The sequence below is a fragment of the Stenotrophomonas sp. 112478_Sma genome (assembly GCF_056479905.1).
This window is the reverse complement of sequence record NZ_CM151072.1, coordinates 3,739,146-3,755,769: the sequence shown is the minus strand read 5'-3', so window position 1 is coordinate 3,755,769 and position 16,624 is coordinate 3,739,146. Positions and strand designations below refer to the sequence as shown.

Below are 16,624 nucleotides of genomic sequence, written 5' to 3'. Positions count from 1 at the left end.
CCACCATGGCCACGATTGAAGTCAAGGTTCCCGACATCGGCGATTACAGCGATGTGCCGGTGATCGAAGTGTTGGTCGCCGTCGGCGATACGGTGAAGAAGGACCAGGGCCTGGTGACCCTGGAATCGGACAAGGCCACGCTGGAAGTGCCGTCCTCGGCCGCCGGTGTGGTCAAGGAACTGAAGGTCAAGCTCGGCGATACGCTGTCCGAGGGGGCCGTGGTGGTCCTGCTGGACACCGAAGGAGCCGCCGAGGCCCCGGCCAAGGCAGCCGCACCTGCGCCTGCGGCCGCCGCCCCGGCCAGCAAGCCGCCGGTGACCCCGTCGCATCGTGCCCCGGCCGAACCGGCCGCACCGAAGCCGGCACTGGCCAGCGGCAAGCCGGCCGACATCGAATGCGAGATGGTCGTGCTGGGCTCCGGCCCGGGCGGCTACACCGCCGCGTTCCGCGCAGCCGATGTCGGCCTGGATACGGTACTGGTCGAGCGCTACGCCAGCCTCGGCGGCGTGTGCCTCAACGTCGGCTGCATTCCGTCCAAGGCACTGCTGCATGCGGCGGCGGTCATCGATGAAGTCGCCCATGCCGGCGATTTCGGCGTGGAGTTCGGCAAGCCGACGATCACGCTGGACAAGCTGCGCCAGTACAAGGAAAAGGTCGTCAACCAGCTGATCAAGGGTCTGGCTGGCATGGCCAAGCAGCGCAAGGTGCGCAACGTGCAGGGTGTCGGTCGGTTCCTGTCGGCCAACGAGCTGGAGATCACCGCCGCTGACGGCAGCACGCAGCTGCTGCGCTTCCAGAAGTGCATCATCGCCGCCGGTTCGCAGGCGGTGAAGCTGCCGAACTTCCCGTGGGACGACAAGCGTGTGATGGATTCCACCGACGCGCTGGAGCTGGCCGAAGTGCCGGGTTCGCTGCTGGTTGTCGGTGGCGGCATCATCGGCCTGGAAATGGCGACCGTGTACGGTGCGCTGGGCAGCAAGGTTACCGTGGTCGAATTCATGGACCAGCTGATGCCGGGCGCCGACAAGGACCTGGTCAAGCCGCTGGCCGACCGCCTGAAGAAGCAGGGCATCGACGTTCACCTGAAGACCAAGGCGTCGGGCGTCACCGCCGATGCCAAGGGCATCACCGTGACCTTCGAGGCGGCCGAGGAAGGGCAGTCGCCGGCGCTGGCGCAGGGGACCTTCGACCGCGTGCTGGTCGCCGTGGGTCGTTCGCCGAATGGCAAGAAGATCGATGCCGAGAAGGCTGGCGTGCAGGTCACCGAGCGTGGCTTCATCCCGGTTGACCGGCAGATGCGTACCAACGTGCCGCACATCTTCGCCATTGGTGACATCGTCGGCAACCCGATGCTGGCCCACAAGGCCACGCACGAGGGCAAGCTGGCGGCTGAGGTGGCGGCCGGCCACAAGAAGGAGTGGGTGGCCCGCGTGATTCCGTCGGTGGCCTACACCAATCCGGAGATCGCCTGGGTGGGCGTGACCGAGACCGAGGCCAAGGCCAAGGGCCTGAAGGTCGGCGTGGCCAAGTTCCCGTGGGCGGCCAGTGGCCGCGCGATCGGCATCGGTCGCACCGAGGGCTTCACCAAGCTGATCTTCGACGAAGAGACCCACCGCATCATCGGTGGCGCGATCGTCGGTGTGCATGCCGGTGACCTGCTGGCCGAGATCGGTCTGGCCATCGAGATGGGCGCGGAAGCCGAAGACATCGGCCACACCATCCATGCCCATCCGACGCTGAGTGAATCGGTGGCGATGGCTTCGGAAATCTACGACGGCACGATCACCGATCTGTACATGCCGAAGAAGAAGTAAGGCGCTTGCGCCGGGCCATGCCCGGTGAAACGGAAAGCCCGGCGAAAGCCGGGTTTTTTGTTGGTGGCTTCTGTGGCTTCGGTGACTGTGGTCGCGAGCTTCCGGGCCGCTGCGCGGGTGGCAGGCATTTGGACACATGTCCCCCGTCGCCCGCCTGCGGCGGTCGCCTCCTCCTTTACTGTGTCCAAATGCCTGCCACCCACGCAGCGGCTCGGCGTGCGGACGCTCCAGCAGAGCCAGTTCAACAGACGCGTGGAGGCCTGACACGCGGAGGGAGAGGGGGCTGCGTGCGAAGTAAAGGAGGAGGTGACGGCCACAGGCCGGCGCCGGGGGACATTCGCATGCAGCCTCCTCTCCCTCCAGCGCGCCGACCATGATCCCGCGATTGCGGCCTGTGTGATCGCGAGCGTCCGGGCCGCTGCACAGGCGGCAGGCATTTCGACACATGTCCCCCGTCGTCCGCCTGCGGCGGTCGCCTCCTCCTTTACTGTGTCCAAACGCCTGCCACCCACGCAGCGGCTCGGCGTGCGGACAGTCCAGCCACAGCGCCACTTCATCAGGCGCGCGAAGGCCTGATACGCGGAGGGAGAGGGGGCTGCGTGCGAAGTAAAGGAGGAGGTGACGGCCGCAGGCCGGTGCCGGGGGACATTCGCATGCAGCCTCCTCTCACTCCTGCGCGCCCGCGATCCTGCGAGTGCGGCCTATGTAATCGCGAGCGTCCGGGCCGCTGCACAGGCGGCAGGCATTTCGACACATGTCCCCCGTCGTCCGCCTGCGGCGGTCGCCTCCTCCTTTACTGTGTCGAAATGCCTGCCACCCGTGCAGCGGCTCGGCTTGCGGAGGGTCCAGCCGCAGAGCCACTTCAACAGACGCGTGGAGGCCTGACACTCGGAGGGAGAGGGGGCTGCGTGCGAAGTAAAGGAGGAGGTGACGGCCGCAGGCCGGCGCCGGGGGACATTCGCATGCAGCCCCCTCTCCCTCCAGCGCTTCGACCATGCCGCTTTTACCCCGACAGGACAAAGCAGCACAAAAAAACGCGGCCCCCGATGTTCCGGAGGCCGCGCCAGGAGAGAGTGCGATGGAAGGGGCAGGAATCAGAACACGAAGCTGACGCCGGCCACCGGGCCCTTGAATTCCTGCTTCAGACCGATGGTGCCGTCGCTGCCCTTCTTGTCCGCATCCAGCTTGAACCAGTCGTAGCCGGCGAACAGGCCGAAGTTCTTGGTCAGGCGGTAATCGACGATGGCATTGGCGCGGCTCAGGTCACCCTTGTAGTCGTCGAAGCTGCCCCAGCGGGTGTTGAGGTACTGACCCTGCAGGGTGATCATCCACTTCTCGGACGGGGTGAAGCTCAGGCGTGCACCGACCACCGGTGCCACACCGTCGGTCTTCTCGTCCAGGAACTGGCCTTCATACACGGTGCCCAGGTCCGCATAGCCCTTGGTGCTGACCTTGGCGTACTCCGCACCCAGCTGCAGGCCCAGATCGAAGGTGTCGGTGTCGACAACGGAGTAGTCGTAGACCAGGCTGGCCACCTGGTACTTCAGCTCGGCCTTGACGAAGCTGTCAGCCGGCACGTTGACGCCGCCGAAGGAGATGTCCTGGCCCAGCGTCTCGCGGCGGTCCTTGTCGTACTTGAAGTAGTTGAACAGGAAGCGCTGGCGGTCGCTGAGGCGGAACATACCGTCTACCCGCGGTTCCCATTCCTTGCCGCCGAGCTTGAAATCTTCCGAGAAACCGACGTCCTGGCCGGCGACAGTGGTGTTGCCGCGCAGCGTGTTGTCCGAATCGATGTTCATCGCACCCAGGCGCAGGGCGAAACGGTCATCGCCTTCGGCGGCATGGGCGGCGCTGGCGAACGATGCGCCGGCGGCAAGCAGGGAGAGGGCGAGCAGGGTGGGGACGGAGCGCATCGAAGAGTCCTTGCAGTGGTTCATCAGAATGAAGCCCACTGTGCAGGACGCGCTCGTCCACCATGCGTGAACGTATGGTCGATGGCGTGTGCACGGTTCAGCGCTGTCACGACCATGAAAAAGGATGGCCCCGGAGCCGGGCTTCGGGGCCATCGTGGACCTGCGGGGCGAAGCGTCGACGAGGTTGCTGCAGGCAGGTCGGAAGGTCGGACCGGCAAGGTCGCGGAAAGTTCCCAGGCGTGCGACCAAAGTTCAATACGCTGCACTGCAGCATCATGTGGACGTCATTGTCCCTTGGGCGGCACGCAAAAATGTAACCGTTACCGCAACTTGCGCCCTTCCGGGATGAACAGGCAGCGGTTGTCTCGCAAATTGTCCCATTGCTATAATTTGGCGGCTCGATGAGGCCCCCCTGCTGTAGCCGCCTCAACCCTCCACTTGCAACCACGCGGGACGTCCTGTGCTGAACTCCGTTGAAGCGGGTCGGCGACTGATGCTGCGCGCCGCGGTCTACCCGCTGGCCGCAGTGGCTGTCCTGGCCCTGGCCTTCCTGCTGGTAGGGCCGAAGTACGCGCTCGGTGCCCTGGCATCCGGCGTGGCGATCTCGGCCGGTGGCTGGGTCGCGGCACGGATGGCGCTGGGCGGGGGTGCCCTGGCTGCGGGGTCGGCAATGGCACGGCTGATCATTGCGATCGTGGCGAAGTGGGTAGTCGTTTTCGGCGTCCTGCTGGTGGGGTTCCTGGTCTTCAAGCTGCCTGCATTGGCGCTGTTGGCCGGTATCGCCGTCGGCTTGATGTTCCAGGTCCTGGCGATGGCCAGGCGTTGACAGAATTCAATTAACTAAGGTTCCGGACACATGGCGGGCGAGGCTCTAACCCCTACCAGCTACATCCAGCATCACCTGCAGAACCTGACCGCACCGGTCGGCAACGGCGACGGGATGTTCTGGCATATCCACGTCGATACCTTCCTCACCGCGGTCCTGATGGGCCTGGTGATCGTGGTCGCCTTCTGGCTGGGCACCCGCAAGGCCACGGCTGGCGTGCCGGGCAAGTGGCAGGCCTTCGTGGAGATCTGCCTGGAGTTCGTCGACCGCCAGGCCAAGGACACCTACCACGGCAAGAGCAAGCTGGTCACGCCGATCGCCATCACGATCTTCTTCTGGATCCTGATGATGAACCTCATCAAGATGATCCCGGCCGACTTCATCGCCAAGCCGCTGGAGCTGGCGGGCATCCATTACTGGAAGCCGGTGCCGACCGCCGACGTCAATGCCACCCTGGGCATGGCCATCAGCGTGTTCTTCCTGATGCTGTTCTTCGCGCTGAAGTCCAAGGGACTGGGCGGCTTCATCAAGGAGTTCCTGACGGCTCCGTTCGGCAAGTGGATGATGCCGTTCAACCTGATCCTCAACATCGTCGAGTGGCTGAGCAAGCCGATCTCCCTGGCGATGCGACTGTTCGGCAACATGTTCGGCGGCGAAATCGTGTTCCTGCTGATCTGGGTGCTGGGTGGTGCCGGTTTCTTCGGCGCCATTGCCGGTGGTGCGTTCGGCCTCGGCTGGATGCTGTTCCACCTGCTGGTGATCCCGCTGCAGGCCTTCATCTTCATGATGCTGTCGATCGTGTACCTGAGCCTGTCGGAAGACGCTCACTGAGTTTCAAGCTTCAACGCGTTTCAACCTTCATCCGTTTCATCACCCTTAGCAACTTAAGTTCCTGGAGATAACCATGTACTTCGCCGTCCTGACCAACTTCGCGCAGATTCAGAGCTCCACCGCCCTCGCCGTCGGCATCATGATCGGCCTGGCCGCGCTGGGCGCCGGTCTGGGTCTGGCCATCATGGCTGGTAAGTTCCTGGAGTCGGCCGCCCGCCAGCCGGAACTGATCCCGGTCCTGCAGGTCCGCATGTTCATCACCGCCGGCCTGATCGACGCCGCGTTCATCATCTCGGTCGCCGTCGGCCTGCTGCTGGCCTTCGCCAACCCGCTGTCGGCCGCCTTCGCCGGTGCCGTCACCAAGGCTCTGGCCGGCTGATACAGCGGTTTGAGACGACCGGGTGCTGATGCACCCGGTTTCGGATGAAGGCCGGATGCGCCGCCCCGGCGGCGCGTCCACCCCGAAACCAGCGATCGAGCTAACCATGAATATCAATTTCACCCTTCTTGCGCAGGCGCTCGCCTTCGCTGGTCTGATCTGGATCATCGCGACCAAGATCTGGCCGCCGCTGATGAACGCGATCGAAGAGCGCCAGCAGAAGATTGCTGAAGGCCTCGCTGCTGCCGACCGCAGCCAGAAAGATCTGGCCCAGGCGCAGGAGAAGGTCAACGAAGCGCTGAAGGAAGCCCGCACCAAGGCCAACGAGATCATCGACCAGGCCCACGCGCGCGCCAACCAGATCGTCGACGCAGCCCGTACCGAAGCGATCACCGAAGCCACCCGTCAGAAGGAACTGGCCCAGGCTGAGATCGACGCCGCCGCCAACCGTGCCCGTGAAGATCTGCGCAAGCAGGTGTCCGCGCTGGCCGTGACCGGTGCCGAAAAGCTGCTCAAGCGCGAAATCGACGCCAACGCCCACAAGGCGCTGCTCGACGAGCTGGCCTCGGAGATCTAAGGATGAGCCAGGCCCTCACGCTTGCCCGCCCGTACGCCCGCGCCGCGTTCGCGACCGCGCGCGACGAAGGCGCGTTCGCGCCGTGGTCGGACGCCCTGGCGTTCTCCGCCCACGTCGCCGCCGACCCGCGCGTGGCGGCCCTGCTCGCCAACCCGGAGCTCGGTCGTGACGACGCTGTCGCCCTGTTGGCGCCGGCGACCCACGGCGAAAGCTTCTCGCGCTTCCTGGCCATCCTGGCCGAATCGCATCGTCTGCCGCTGCTGCCGGAGATCTCCGGCATGTTCGACGCCCTGCGCGCCGAAGCCGAGCACGTGGTCAAGGCCACCGTGACCTCGGCCGCCGAACTGTCGGCCGGCGAGCTGGACGCGATCAAGGTCGCGCTGCGCAAGCGCTTCAACCGCGAGGTCGATGTGACCACTGCGGTCGATGCCTCGCTGATCGGCGGCGCCGTGATCGACGCCGGCGACGTGGTCATCGATGGTTCGCTGAAGGGCAAGCTGGCCCGCCTGCAGACCGCGCTCGCTAACTGAATTCATTTAACGTCCGGCCCCGCTGCCGGCACTAGGACTTGACGATGGCAACCACGCTCAACCCCTCCGAAATCAGCGAACTGATCAAGAACCGCATCGAGAAGGTCAAGCTGGCCGCGGAATCGCGCAACGAAGGCACCGTGACCAGCGTGTCCGACGGCATCGTGCGCATCTTCGGTCTGGCCGACGTGATGCAGGGCGAAATGATCGAACTGCCGAACAACACCTTCGCCCTGGCCCTGAACCTGGAGCGCGACTCGGTCGGCGCCGTGGTCCTGGGTGACTACGAGCACCTGCGCGAAGGCGACGTCGCCAAGACCACCGGCCGCATCCTGGAAGTGCCGGTCGGTCCGGAACTGCTGGGCCGCGTCGTCAACGCGCTCGGCGAGCCGATCGACGGCAAGGGCCCGCTGGGCACCGACGTGACCGCTCCGGTGGAGCGTGTTGCTCCGGGCGTGATCTGGCGCAAGTCGGTCGACCAGCCGGTGCAGACCGGTTACAAGTCGGTCGACTCGATGATCCCGATCGGCCGTGGCCAGCGCGAGCTGATCATCGGTGACCGCCAGACCGGCAAGACCGCCATGGCGATCGACGCGGTGATCAACCAGAAGGGCACCGGCATCAAGTGCGTGTACGTTGCGATCGGCCAGAAGGCATCGACCATCGCCAACATCGTGCGCAAGCTGGAAGAGAACGGCGCCCTGGCCCACACCATCGTCGTGGCCGCCACCGCGTCCGAATCGGCTGCGATGCAGTACATCAGCGCCTACTCGGGCTGCACCATGGGCGAGTACTTCATGGACCGCGGCGAAGACGCGCTGATCGTGTACGACGATCTGTCCAAGCAGGCCGTTGCCTACCGCCAGATCTCGCTGCTGCTGAAGCGCCCGCCGGGCCGTGAAGCCTACCCGGGCGACGTGTTCTACCTGCACTCGCGCCTGCTGGAACGCGCTGCCCGCGTGTCCGAGGAGTACGTCGAGAAGTTCACCGAAGGCAAGGTCACCGGCAAGACCGGTTCGCTGACCGCGCTGCCGATCATCGAAACCCAGGCCGGCGACGTGTCCGCCTTCGTTCCGACCAACGTGATCTCGATCACCGACGGCCAGATCTTCCTGGAAACCGACCTGTTCAACGCCGGCATCCGCCCGGCCGTGAACGCCGGTATCTCGGTGTCGCGCGTCGGTGGTTCGGCGCAGACCAAGATCATCAAGAAGCTGTCGGGCGGCATCCGCATCTCGCTTGCCCAGTACCGTGAGCTGGCTGCGTTCGCGCAGTTCGCTTCGGATCTGGACGAAGCCACCCGCAAGCAGCTGGAACGTGGCCAGCGCGTCACCGAGCTGATGAAGCAGAAGCAGTACGCGCCGATGTCGATCGCCAACCAGGCGCTGTCGATCTACGCCGTCAACGAGGGTTACCTCGACGACGTGCCGGTCAACAAGCTGCTGGCGTTCGAAGAGGGCCTGCACGCCCACTTCGCCAACACCCAGGGCGAGCTGATCAACAAGGTCAACGCCACCGGCGGCTGGGACAACGATATCGAAGGTGCCTTCAAGAAGGGCATCGCCGACTTCAAGACCACCGGCAGCTGGTAACAGCGCATGGGGAACGGGGCCTGGCCCCGTTCCACCGTTGAACAACGCGGGGCATCAGCCCCGCGCCACGGGAAACAAGAGATGGCAAGCGGACGCGAAATCAAAACCAAGATCAAGAGCGTGCAGAACACCCGCAAGGTGACGCGCGCCCTGGAGATGGTCTCGGCCTCCAAGATCCGCAAGGCGCAGGATCGGATGAAGACCTCGCGTCCGTACGCGCAGGCGATGAAGCAGGTGATCGGCCACCTGGCGCAGGCCAGCACCGATTACCAGCATCCGTTCCTGGTCGAGCGCGAGCAGGTCAAGCGGGTCGGTTTCATCGTGATCTCCTCCGATCGCGGCCTGGCCGGCGGCCTGAACAACAACCTGTTCCGCAAGATGCTGGGCGAAGCCAAGGCATGGCAGGACAAGGGTGCGGAAGTGGATCTGGTGACCATCGGCCAGAAGGCATCGACCTTCTTCCGCCGCGTCAAGGTCAACATGGTCGGCAGCGTGACCCACATCGGCGACGTGCCGAAGCTGGAATCGCTGATCGGTGTGATCAAGGTCATGCTCGACGCCTTCACTGAAGGCAAGGTCGACCGCGTGTACCTGGTCTACAACCGCTTCGTGAACACCATGACGCAGAAGGCCAGCTTCGATCAGCTGCTGCCGCTGCCGGCGGCCGAGAAGCAGGTCGCGCACCACGACTGGGATTACCTGTACGAACCCGATGCCGCGACCGTGCTCGAGCACGTGATGACGCGTTACATCGAGTCGCTGGTGTACCAGGCATTGCTGGAAAACGTCGCCTCCGAACATGCCGCACGCATGGTCGCGATGAAGGCGGCGAGCGACAACGCCAACAAGCTGATCGGTACGCTGCAGCTCGTCTACAACAAGGCGCGCCAGGCAGCGATCACCCAGGAAATCTCCGAAATCGTCGGCGGCGCGGCAGCAGTCTGACCGCGTTCGTTCAAAGCACACATTTAGAGGATGCAGCAATGAGTCAGGGCAAGATCGTTCAGATCATCGGCGCGGTCGTCGACGTCGAATTCCCGCGTGAGTCGGTGCCGAAGGTGTACGACGCGCTGAAGGTCGACAACACCGAAATCACCCTTGAAGTCCAGCAGCAGCTGGGCGACGGCGTGGTGCGTACCATCGCCCTCGGTTCCACCGATGGCCTGAAGCGCAACCTGGTCGCCACCAACACCGGTCGTGGCATCTCGGTGCCGGTCGGCGCCGGCACCCTGGGCCGCATCATGGACGTGCTGGGCCGTCCGATCGACGAAGCCGGCCCGGTCGCTGCCAGCGACAACTGGGAAATCCACCGTGCGGCACCGTCGTACGAAGACCAGTCCCCGGCCACCGAGCTGCTGGAAACCGGCATCAAGGTCATCGACCTGATGTGCCCGTTCGCCAAGGGCGGCAAGGTCGGCCTGTTCGGCGGCGCCGGCGTCGGCAAGACCGTCAACATGATGGAACTGATCAACAACATCGCCAAGGCGCACAGCGGTCTGTCCGTGTTCGCCGGCGTGGGTGAGCGTACCCGTGAGGGCAACGACTTCTACCACGAAATGAAGGACTCCAACGTCCTCGACAAGGTGGCGATGGTGTACGGCCAGATGAACGAGCCGCCGGGCAACCGCCTGCGCGTCGCGCTGACCGGCCTGACCATGGCCGAGTACTTCCGCGACGAGAAGGACGAGAACGGCAAGGGCAAGGACGTGCTGCTGTTCGTCGACAACATCTACCGCTACACCCTGGCCGGTACCGAAGTGTCGGCACTGCTGGGTCGTATGCCGTCCGCCGTGGGTTACCAGCCGACCCTGGCCGAGGAAATGGGCGTCCTGCAGGAGCGCATCACCTCGACCAAGAACGGTTCGATCACCTCGATCCAGGCCGTCTACGTTCCCGCGGACGACCTGACCGACCCGTCGCCGGCGACCACCTTCGCCCACCTGGACTCGACCGTGACCCTGTCGCGTTCGATCGCCTCGCTGGGTATCTACCCGGCCGTCGATCCGCTGGACTCCACCAGCCGCCAGATGGACCCGCTGGTCATCGGCCACGAGCACTACGACACCGCCCAGCGCGTCCAGCAGACCCTGCAGAAGTACAAGGAACTGAAGGACATCATCGCCATCCTGGGCATGGACGAACTGTCCGAAGAAGACAAGCAGGCCGTGTCGCGCGCCCGCAAGATCGAGCGCTTCTTCAGCCAGCCGTTCCACGTGGCCGAAGTGTTCACCGGTTCGCCGGGCAAGTACGTGCCGCTGAAGGACACCATCCGTGGCTTCAAGGCCATCGTCGATGGCGAGTACGACCACCTGCCGGAGCAGGCGTTCTACATGGTCGGCGGCATCGAAGAAGCGGTCGAGAAGGCCAAGAAGATGGCCGAGAAGGCCTGATCCGGGAGGGGCGGGAGCGATCCTGCCCGACCTGACGCCGGCGCCGGGCAGCCGCCCGGGCCGGTGGACCTCCACGGTGGCATCGCGCCACCGCGAACAGCGAAGAGATTTGCATGAGCACGATCCGTTGCGACATCGTCAGCGCCGAGCAGGAAATCTTCCGTGGCGAAGCGACCCTGGTCGTGGCCACCGGTGAGCTGGGCGAACTGGGCATCGCGCCCAAGCACGCACCGCTGATCACCCGCCTGAAGCCGGGCAAGGTGGTGGTGACCACGCCGAACGGCGAGCAGCTGGATTTCGCCATTTCCGGCGGCATCCTGGAGGTTCAGCCGCAGGTGGTGACCGTGCTGGCCGACACCGCGATCCGCGCGCAGGACATCGACGAAGCCTCGGTCCGCAAGGCCAAGGAAGAAGCCGAGCGCATCCTGGCCAACCGTGGTGAAGCCATGGAAGTGGCCGAAGCCCAGCAGAAGCTGGCCGAAGCCGTGGTCCAGCTGCAGGCGCTGGAGCGCCTGCGCAAGAACCTCAAGCACTGAGGCTCGCCACACCCACAGGAACGCCGGCCTCGTGCCGGCGTTTTTGTTTGTGCGCCATCACCGCCGGTCAGCGGTAGACCACGTGGCGCATCAGCAGGAACGACACCGCCGCCAGTCCGCCCTCGACCAGCGGCTTGGCCAGCCACGCGTAGCGCAGGCCCAGAGCCTGGTCGACCAGGCTGACCAGCAGCGTGCTGGCCGCCGTCAGCAGCAGCCACAGCGCGCAGAAGCGCGCAAAGCGCTTCCAGCCCAGCTTGTGCGTGCCCGGCTCGGCGAACGTGTAGCGACCGTTGAGCCAGAAGCCCAGCAGCATCCCCGCCAGCCGGCCCGTGACGTTGGCCGGTGCAACCGGCAACCCCAGTGCGGTGGCCGCCACGAAGACCACCCAGTCGACCAGCAGCTGCACGAGCCCGATGACGAGGTAGGTGCTTCCCTGGCGGATGAGGCTCATCGGCATGCTGAAGAAGGAGGGGCATCCATGTTAACGGGCCACGCTCTAGAATCGGTGTCATCGAACCACGGATTCCCCCCATGACCCAACCCCTGCACGTGATCATCCTGGCCGCAGGTGCCGGCAAGCGCATGAAGTCGGTGCTGCCGAAGGTGCTGCAGCCGATCGCCGGGCAGCCGATGCTCGCGCATGTCATCGCTGCCGCCCGCGAGCTCGACCCCGCTGCGATCCACGTGGTGTATGGCCATGGTGGCGAGGCAGTGCGGCGCCACTTCGCCGACCAGACCGACCTGCAATGGGCCGAGCAGGCACAGCAGCTGGGGACCGGCCACGCGGTCGCGCAGGCGATGCCGCAGGTGCCCGACGCCGCGCAGGTGCTGGTGCTGTACGGCGATGTGCCGTTGATCCGCGCGCAGACGCTGCGCGACCTGCTGGCGCAGCCGGGCCGGCTGGCCGTGCTTGTGGCCGATGTGGATGACCCGACCGGTTATGGCCGCGTGCTGCGCGACGCCGAGGGCCGGGTCGGCGCCATCGTCGAACAGAAGGACGCCAGCGATGACCAGCTGCGCGTGCGCACGATCAATACCGGCATCATCACCGCCGAATCGACCGCGCTGCGCCGGTGGCTCTCGCAGCTGTCCAACAGCAACGCGCAGGGCGAGTACTACCTGACCGACGTATTTGCCTTTGCAGCCCGTGAGTTCACCCCGGCCGAGATGGCACTGGTGGCCGATGTGCAGGAAGCAGAAGGGGCGAACGATCCCTGGCAGCTGGCGCAGCTCGAGCGCGCGTGGCAGCGCCGCGCAGTACGTGCGCTGTGCGCGCAGGGCGCGCGCGTGCTGGACCCGTCACGGCTGGATATCCGCGGCAGCGTGACGGTCGGCAGCGATGTGCTCATCGATGTCGATGTCATTCTTGAGGGCAAGGTGGTGCTGGAGGATGGCGTGACCATCGGCCCGTTCAATCGACTCAAGGACGTGACGCTCGGGCCGGGCACCGAAGTGCGCGCGCACTGCGACCTGGAAGGGGTGGTCACCGAAGGTGCCGCATCGGTCGGTCCGTTCGCCCGGTTGCGCCCGGGCACCGTGCTCGCCGATGGCGTCCACGTAGGCAACTTCGTGGAGACCAAGAAAGTGACCCTCGGCGTGGGCAGCAAGGCCAACCACCTGACCTATCTGGGCGATGCGGTGATCGGCAGCAAGGTGAACATCGGCGCCGGCACCATCACCTGCAACTACGACGGCGTCAACAAGTCGACCACGACCATCGGCGACAATGCCTTCATCGGTTCCAACAGCTCGCTGGTGGCACCGGTGCTGATCGGCGAGGGCGCCACCATCGCCGCCGGTTCGGTCATCACCCGCACCGCGCCGGACGGCAAGCTGACGCTGGCACGCGCACGGCAGGAAACCATCGATGGCTGGAAGCGGCCGGTCAAGAAATCCTGAGCCACGGGTTCCGCATGCCGACGAGCTCGGCGTGCTGCCGGCGATCGAACAGCGTGCCGGCGAACTGCTGAAGGGCCACGAAGCCTATCCGGTGTTCGCCGGCCACGGCCTGGATCTGCAGGCGCTGCGGGACGGCCTCCGGCGTGGGCAGCTGTGGGTGGTGGATGACGCCGACGGCGGCGGCATCGCCGGTTACCTGCTGGCAGGCGGGCTGTGCGGCGAATTCCATGTGCTGCAGATGGATGTGGACCCGGCGCATGCGCGTCGTGGCCATGGTCGTGCTTTGCTGCGGCACGCGTTGGCATTGGCCAGGACCCAGGGCTATCGCTCTGCGGTGCTGACCACGCTGGCAGACGTGCCGTGGAATGCGCCGTTCTATGCCGGCGAGGGATTCGTGGGGCTTGCGCAGGAGGAATGGGGTGACGGGCTGCAGGCCGTGATGGCGGAGGAAGCCGCATTGGGGTTTCCGATGCATCTACGGGTGGCGATGCGGCGTGTCCTGTCTTCGATGGATGGCTGAAGGTCGTTCCGGGGTGCCTTCGCCAATGATGTCGGGCAGCGCCGGGTCATGCCCGGCGGGCGGAGCGGCCGCTTCCGCTTCCCGGAGCGTCACCTCACCCCGCCGGCAGCAGGATCGAAACACACAACCCACCCTCACTGCGGTTCTGCAGCGACACCCGTCCACCGTGCGCCTCCACGATCTCCCGGGTCAGCGCCAGTCCCAGCCCGGTGCCGTTGCGCTTGGTCGAATAGAACGGCATCAACGCATTCTGCAGTACCTGCTCGTTCATGCCTTTGCCGCGATCAAGCACATCCAGACGCAGCCACTGGGGCAGGCGGGTCAACTGCACCTGCACGTCATCGTTGGGCGGATCGGCTTCCGCGCAGGCTTCGTGCGCGTTCTTCAGCAGGTTCAGCAGTGCCTGCCCGAACTGCGCGATATCGATGCGGCTGCTCATCTCCTCGTCCGGCTCCTGCTCCATGCCGAACGGAATCTGCTGGCGCAGGCTGGACAGGAACGGGGCCCAGTGCACGGTCTGCAGCTGGGGCTGTGGCAGCTTGGCGAAGCGTGCGTATCCGCGGATGAACCCCTCCAGGTGGCGGGCGCGATCTTCGATGGTGGTGAAGATCTCCGGCAGGCGGTCGAACCGCTCACGCTTGACCAGTTCCCCTCCGGAATGCGCCAGCGAGGCAATCGGTGCCAGCGAATTGTTCAGCTCGTGGCTGATCACCCGGATCACCTTCTTCCAGGTCTGGACTTCCTGCCTGCGCAGCTCGGCGGTGAGCAGACGCACCAGCAGCAGATCATGGGGCCGTCCATTGAGATGGAACGCGCGCCGCGACAGGTGGTAGACCTGCTCGTCATCCTCGTCGCCGTCCTCGCCTTCGGCCTGCACCGCGAACAGGCTGTCGCCGCCGCGGGCGATGGCGTCGCGCAGTTCCACCGGCACCTGCTCCAGCACCTCCTCCAGGCGCTGGCCCTCCAGCTTCCAGCCACCATGCAGCAGCTTGCGCGCAGCCAGGTTGGAGAACACCACACGGGCGATGCCATCACCGCCTGATGCGATCAGCAGCATCGCCACGGGCGTGTTCTGCACCATCGTGTCCAGCAGCAGTTCGCGTTGCACCAGACCCTGGCGCTGCTCGCGCAGCACGTCGCCCAGCTCGCGATGTGCCTTCACCAGGTCACCCAGTTCGTCGTTGCCTTCCCAGTGAACGCCGAAGTTGTACTCGCCATCGCGGTAGCTGCTGGTGGTGCCGGACAACGCACGCATCAGCGAGCGGACCGGTGCGGTGGCGCGGCGCAGCGCCCACCACATCAGGGCAAGCAGGATCACCGTGGATACGATGGCCACCGCCCAGCCGTGGTCGAGCCAGTAGGCCAGCAGCCAGGGCAGCGCGGCAGCCAGCGCCAGCACCGGCAGCAGGCGCAGGAACAGGCGGAAGGTGAACGAGCGTCGCTTCATTCGCGCGGAATGCCGTGGCGGTCCATGCGCCGGTACAGTGCCTGGCGGCTGAGACCGAGTTCGGCGGCCGCCTGCGCGATGACCCCATGATTGCGCGCCAGTACCTCCTCGATGCGCGTGCGGTCCGGATCGTTGCCGGCGCTCGGCGCCGGGCGTGGCGCAGCCGGAGCGCGTGGCAGGTTGAGATCGGTCACTTCGATGCGGTTGCCGGTGGCCAGCAGCTCGGCGCGCTGGATCACGTTGCGCAGTTCGCGCACGTTGCCCGGCCACGGGTGCCGTTGCAACGCGGCAGCGGCGGCGCTGGACAACGGCTTGCCGCCCGCCAGGAAGCGTTCGGCCAGCGGCAGGATGTCGCCGGGCCGCTCGGCCAGCGGCGGCAGCACCAGCTCCACGGTGTTGAGGCGGTAGTACAGGTCCTCGCGGAACGTGCCGTCGCGGATCATCGCCGGCAGGTCGGCATTGGTGGCGCTGACCACGCGTACCTTGACCTGGCGTTCGCGGTTGGAGCCCAGGCGCTCGAAGCGACCGGTCTCCAGCACGCGCAGTAGCTTCATCTGCCCGCCCAGCGACAGGTTGCCGATCTCATCCAGGAACAGGGTGCCTCCATCGGCCGCCTCGAACTTGCCTTCGCGCGCCTTGTTGGCACCGGTGTAGGCACCTGCCTCGGCGCCGAACAGCTCGGCTTCGATCAGCTCGGACGGCAGCGCACCACAGTTGACCGTGACGAACGGTCCCTTTGCCACCAGCGAATTGGCCTGGATGATCTGCGCGATCTTCTCCTTGCCGGCGCCATTGGGTCCGGTGATCAGGACCGGCAGTTCGGAGCGTGCGACCTGGCAGGCCAGGGCGATCACGCGTTCACTGGCGGGATCGGCGAAGACGGCACCACTGAGGTCGTACTTCTGTTCCAGCGCGGCGCGCTGACGCTGCTCGCGTTCGCGCCGACGGTCCAGTTCGCGACGTGCTTCGGACAGTTCCAGCAGGTTGTTGACCGTGGTCAGCAGCTTGCGGTCGTCCCAGGGCTTGGCCAGGTAATCGGCCGCGCCGGCCTTGACCAGGTCCACCGCGCTGCTCAGATGGGTCCAGGCGGTCAGCAGGATCACCGGCAGGTCGGGGTGGCGTGCGCGGATCTGCGCGAACAGGGCTTCGCCTTCCTCGCCGGAGGTGGTGTCCTCGCTGAAGTTCATGTCCTGGATCACCAGGTCCACCGGCTGCGATTCGAGCAGGGCCAGGCCTTCGGCCGGGCTCTGTGCCTGCAGCGTGTCGATGTCGTGCAGGGAGAACAGCACGTCCAGCGCGGTGCCCACGCTGGCGTTGTCGTCGATGATGAGGATCGCGGGCATGGACCGGTTCTGGAAAAAGGGATGGGC

16 protein-coding genes are annotated in these 16,624 nt (G+C 65.6%); 12 read left to right on the top strand and 4 right to left on the bottom strand.

Annotated elements, in window-relative coordinates; genetic code table 11:
• The first annotated feature begins 5 nt into the window (after window positions 1-5).
• A complete protein-coding gene (gene lpdA / locus ACZK08_RS17055) occupies window positions 6-1,814 on the top strand; it encodes a dihydrolipoyl dehydrogenase (RefSeq protein WP_065181790.1) in 1,809 nt (602 codons plus the stop codon).
• 1,094 nt (window positions 1,815-2,908) lie between these two features.
• Here lpdA and ACZK08_RS17050 read toward each other — a convergent pair.
• Window positions 2,909-3,727 carry a hypothetical protein gene (locus ACZK08_RS17050; protein WP_053518741.1) on the bottom strand — a complete coding sequence of 273 codons (819 nt, stop codon included), beginning with the start codon at window positions 3,725-3,727 and terminating at the stop codon, window positions 2,909-2,911.
• Window positions 3,728-4,187: 460 nt separating this feature from the next.
• Here ACZK08_RS17050 and ACZK08_RS17045 point away from each other — a divergent pair, with 460 nt between their 5' ends.
• The 9 genes from ACZK08_RS17045 to ACZK08_RS17005 all read left to right on the top strand — a co-directional run bounded on the left by ACZK08_RS17045 (window position 4,188) and on the right by ACZK08_RS17005 (window position 11,388).
• A complete protein-coding gene (locus tag ACZK08_RS17045; protein WP_180876808.1) occupies window positions 4,188-4,553 on the top strand; it encodes a hypothetical protein in 366 nt (121 codons plus the stop codon).
• Between the two features lie 30 nt (window positions 4,554-4,583).
• Entirely contained in the window at window positions 4,584-5,384 is an 801-nt protein-coding gene (gene atpB / locus ACZK08_RS17040; RefSeq protein ID WP_053518739.1) for a F0F1 ATP synthase subunit A, read from the top strand.
• Window positions 5,385-5,457: 73 nt separating this feature from the next.
• Entirely contained in the window at window positions 5,458-5,763 is a 306-nt protein-coding gene (gene atpE / locus ACZK08_RS17035) for a F0F1 ATP synthase subunit C (RefSeq protein WP_005411133.1), read from the top strand.
• A 106-nt stretch (window positions 5,764-5,869) separates the two neighbouring features.
• Window positions 5,870-6,340 carry a F0F1 ATP synthase subunit B gene (locus ACZK08_RS17030; protein ID WP_053518738.1) on the top strand — a complete coding sequence of 157 codons (471 nt, stop codon included), beginning with the start codon at window positions 5,870-5,872 and terminating at the stop codon, window positions 6,338-6,340.
• 2 nt (window positions 6,341-6,342) lie between these two features.
• Window positions 6,343-6,870, top strand: coding sequence for a F0F1 ATP synthase subunit delta (locus ACZK08_RS17025; protein ID WP_053518737.1), 528 nt, complete (start codon window positions 6,343-6,345; stop codon window positions 6,868-6,870).
• Between the two features lie 44 nt (window positions 6,871-6,914).
• Window positions 6,915-8,462 (top strand): F0F1 ATP synthase subunit alpha, encoded by a 1,548-nt coding sequence (atpA, locus tag ACZK08_RS17020; protein WP_053518735.1) that lies wholly within the window; start codon window positions 6,915-6,917, stop codon window positions 8,460-8,462.
• A gap of 81 nt (window positions 8,463-8,543) precedes the next feature.
• Complete coding sequence (gene atpG, locus ACZK08_RS17015) at window positions 8,544-9,407, top strand: F0F1 ATP synthase subunit gamma (protein ID WP_053518734.1); 864 nt, start codon at window positions 8,544-8,546, stop codon at window positions 9,405-9,407.
• Between the two features lie 38 nt (window positions 9,408-9,445).
• Window positions 9,446-10,852 carry a F0F1 ATP synthase subunit beta gene (gene atpD, locus ACZK08_RS17010; RefSeq protein ID WP_049429233.1) on the top strand — a complete coding sequence of 469 codons (1,407 nt, stop codon included), beginning with the start codon at window positions 9,446-9,448 and terminating at the stop codon, window positions 10,850-10,852.
• 113 nt (window positions 10,853-10,965) lie between these two features.
• Window positions 10,966-11,388, top strand: coding sequence for a F0F1 ATP synthase subunit epsilon (locus tag ACZK08_RS17005; RefSeq protein WP_005419509.1), 423 nt, complete (start codon window positions 10,966-10,968; stop codon window positions 11,386-11,388).
• A 67-nt stretch (window positions 11,389-11,455) separates the two neighbouring features.
• On the opposite strand, the gene ACZK08_RS17000 is transcribed toward ACZK08_RS17005, so the two are convergent.
• Window positions 11,456-11,839, bottom strand: a complete 384-nt coding sequence (locus tag ACZK08_RS17000) for a GtrA family protein (RefSeq protein ID WP_053518733.1) — start codon at window positions 11,837-11,839, stop codon at window positions 11,456-11,458.
• A gap of 80 nt (window positions 11,840-11,919) precedes the next feature.
• On the opposite strand from ACZK08_RS17000, the gene glmU reads away from it, so the two are divergent.
• Complete coding sequence (gene glmU / locus ACZK08_RS16995) at window positions 11,920-13,287, top strand: bifunctional UDP-N-acetylglucosamine diphosphorylase/glucosamine-1-phosphate N-acetyltransferase GlmU (RefSeq protein WP_065181789.1); 1,368 nt, start codon at window positions 11,920-11,922, stop codon at window positions 13,285-13,287.
• Complete coding sequence (locus tag ACZK08_RS16990) at window positions 13,256-13,807, top strand: GNAT family N-acetyltransferase (protein WP_065181788.1); 552 nt, start codon at window positions 13,256-13,258, stop codon at window positions 13,805-13,807. Before glmU ends, ACZK08_RS16990 begins: the two co-directional genes overlap by 32 nt.
• A 94-nt stretch (window positions 13,808-13,901) precedes the next feature.
• Here the strand turns inward: ACZK08_RS16990 and ACZK08_RS16985 are convergent, their stop codons facing one another.
• Window positions 13,902-15,254 (bottom strand): sensor histidine kinase, encoded by a 1,353-nt coding sequence (locus ACZK08_RS16985; RefSeq protein WP_053518729.1) that lies wholly within the window; start codon window positions 15,252-15,254, stop codon window positions 13,902-13,904.
• Entirely contained in the window at window positions 15,251-16,597 is a 1,347-nt protein-coding gene (locus tag ACZK08_RS16980) for a sigma-54-dependent transcriptional regulator (RefSeq protein WP_065181787.1), read from the bottom strand. The genes ACZK08_RS16985 and ACZK08_RS16980 overlap by 4 nt, the downstream gene beginning before the upstream one ends.
• Window positions 16,598-16,624: the final 27 nt, after the last annotated feature.

Coding starts and splice junctions, on each gene's coding strand:
- lpdA (WP_065181790.1), top strand. CDS start 6: ATGGCCACGATTGAAGTCAAGGTTCCCGACATCGGCGATTACAGCGAT.
- ACZK08_RS17050 (WP_053518741.1), bottom strand. CDS start 3,727: ATGCGCTCCGTCCCCACCCTGCTCGCCCTCTCCCTGCTTGCCGCCGGC.
- atpB (WP_053518739.1), top strand. CDS start 4,584: ATGGCGGGCGAGGCTCTAACCCCTACCAGCTACATCCAGCATCACCTG.
- atpE (WP_005411133.1), top strand. CDS start 5,458: ATGTACTTCGCCGTCCTGACCAACTTCGCGCAGATTCAGAGCTCCACC.
- ACZK08_RS17030 (WP_053518738.1), top strand. CDS start 5,870: ATGAATATCAATTTCACCCTTCTTGCGCAGGCGCTCGCCTTCGCTGGT.
- ACZK08_RS17025 (WP_053518737.1), top strand. CDS start 6,343: ATGAGCCAGGCCCTCACGCTTGCCCGCCCGTACGCCCGCGCCGCGTTC.
- atpA (WP_053518735.1), top strand. CDS start 6,915: ATGGCAACCACGCTCAACCCCTCCGAAATCAGCGAACTGATCAAGAAC.
- atpG (WP_053518734.1), top strand. CDS start 8,544: ATGGCAAGCGGACGCGAAATCAAAACCAAGATCAAGAGCGTGCAGAAC.
- atpD (WP_049429233.1), top strand. CDS start 9,446: ATGAGTCAGGGCAAGATCGTTCAGATCATCGGCGCGGTCGTCGACGTC.
- ACZK08_RS17005 (WP_005419509.1), top strand. CDS start 10,966: ATGAGCACGATCCGTTGCGACATCGTCAGCGCCGAGCAGGAAATCTTC.
- ACZK08_RS17000 (WP_053518733.1), bottom strand. CDS start 11,839: ATGAGCCTCATCCGCCAGGGAAGCACCTACCTCGTCATCGGGCTCGTG.
- glmU (WP_065181789.1), top strand. CDS start 11,920: ATGACCCAACCCCTGCACGTGATCATCCTGGCCGCAGGTGCCGGCAAG.
- ACZK08_RS16990 (WP_065181788.1), top strand. CDS start 13,256: ATGGCTGGAAGCGGCCGGTCAAGAAATCCTGAGCCACGGGTTCCGCAT.
- ACZK08_RS16985 (WP_053518729.1), bottom strand. CDS start 15,254: ATGAAGCGACGCTCGTTCACCTTCCGCCTGTTCCTGCGCCTGCTGCCG.
- ACZK08_RS16980 (WP_065181787.1), bottom strand. CDS start 16,597: ATGCCCGCGATCCTCATCATCGACGACAACGCCAGCGTGGGCACCGCG.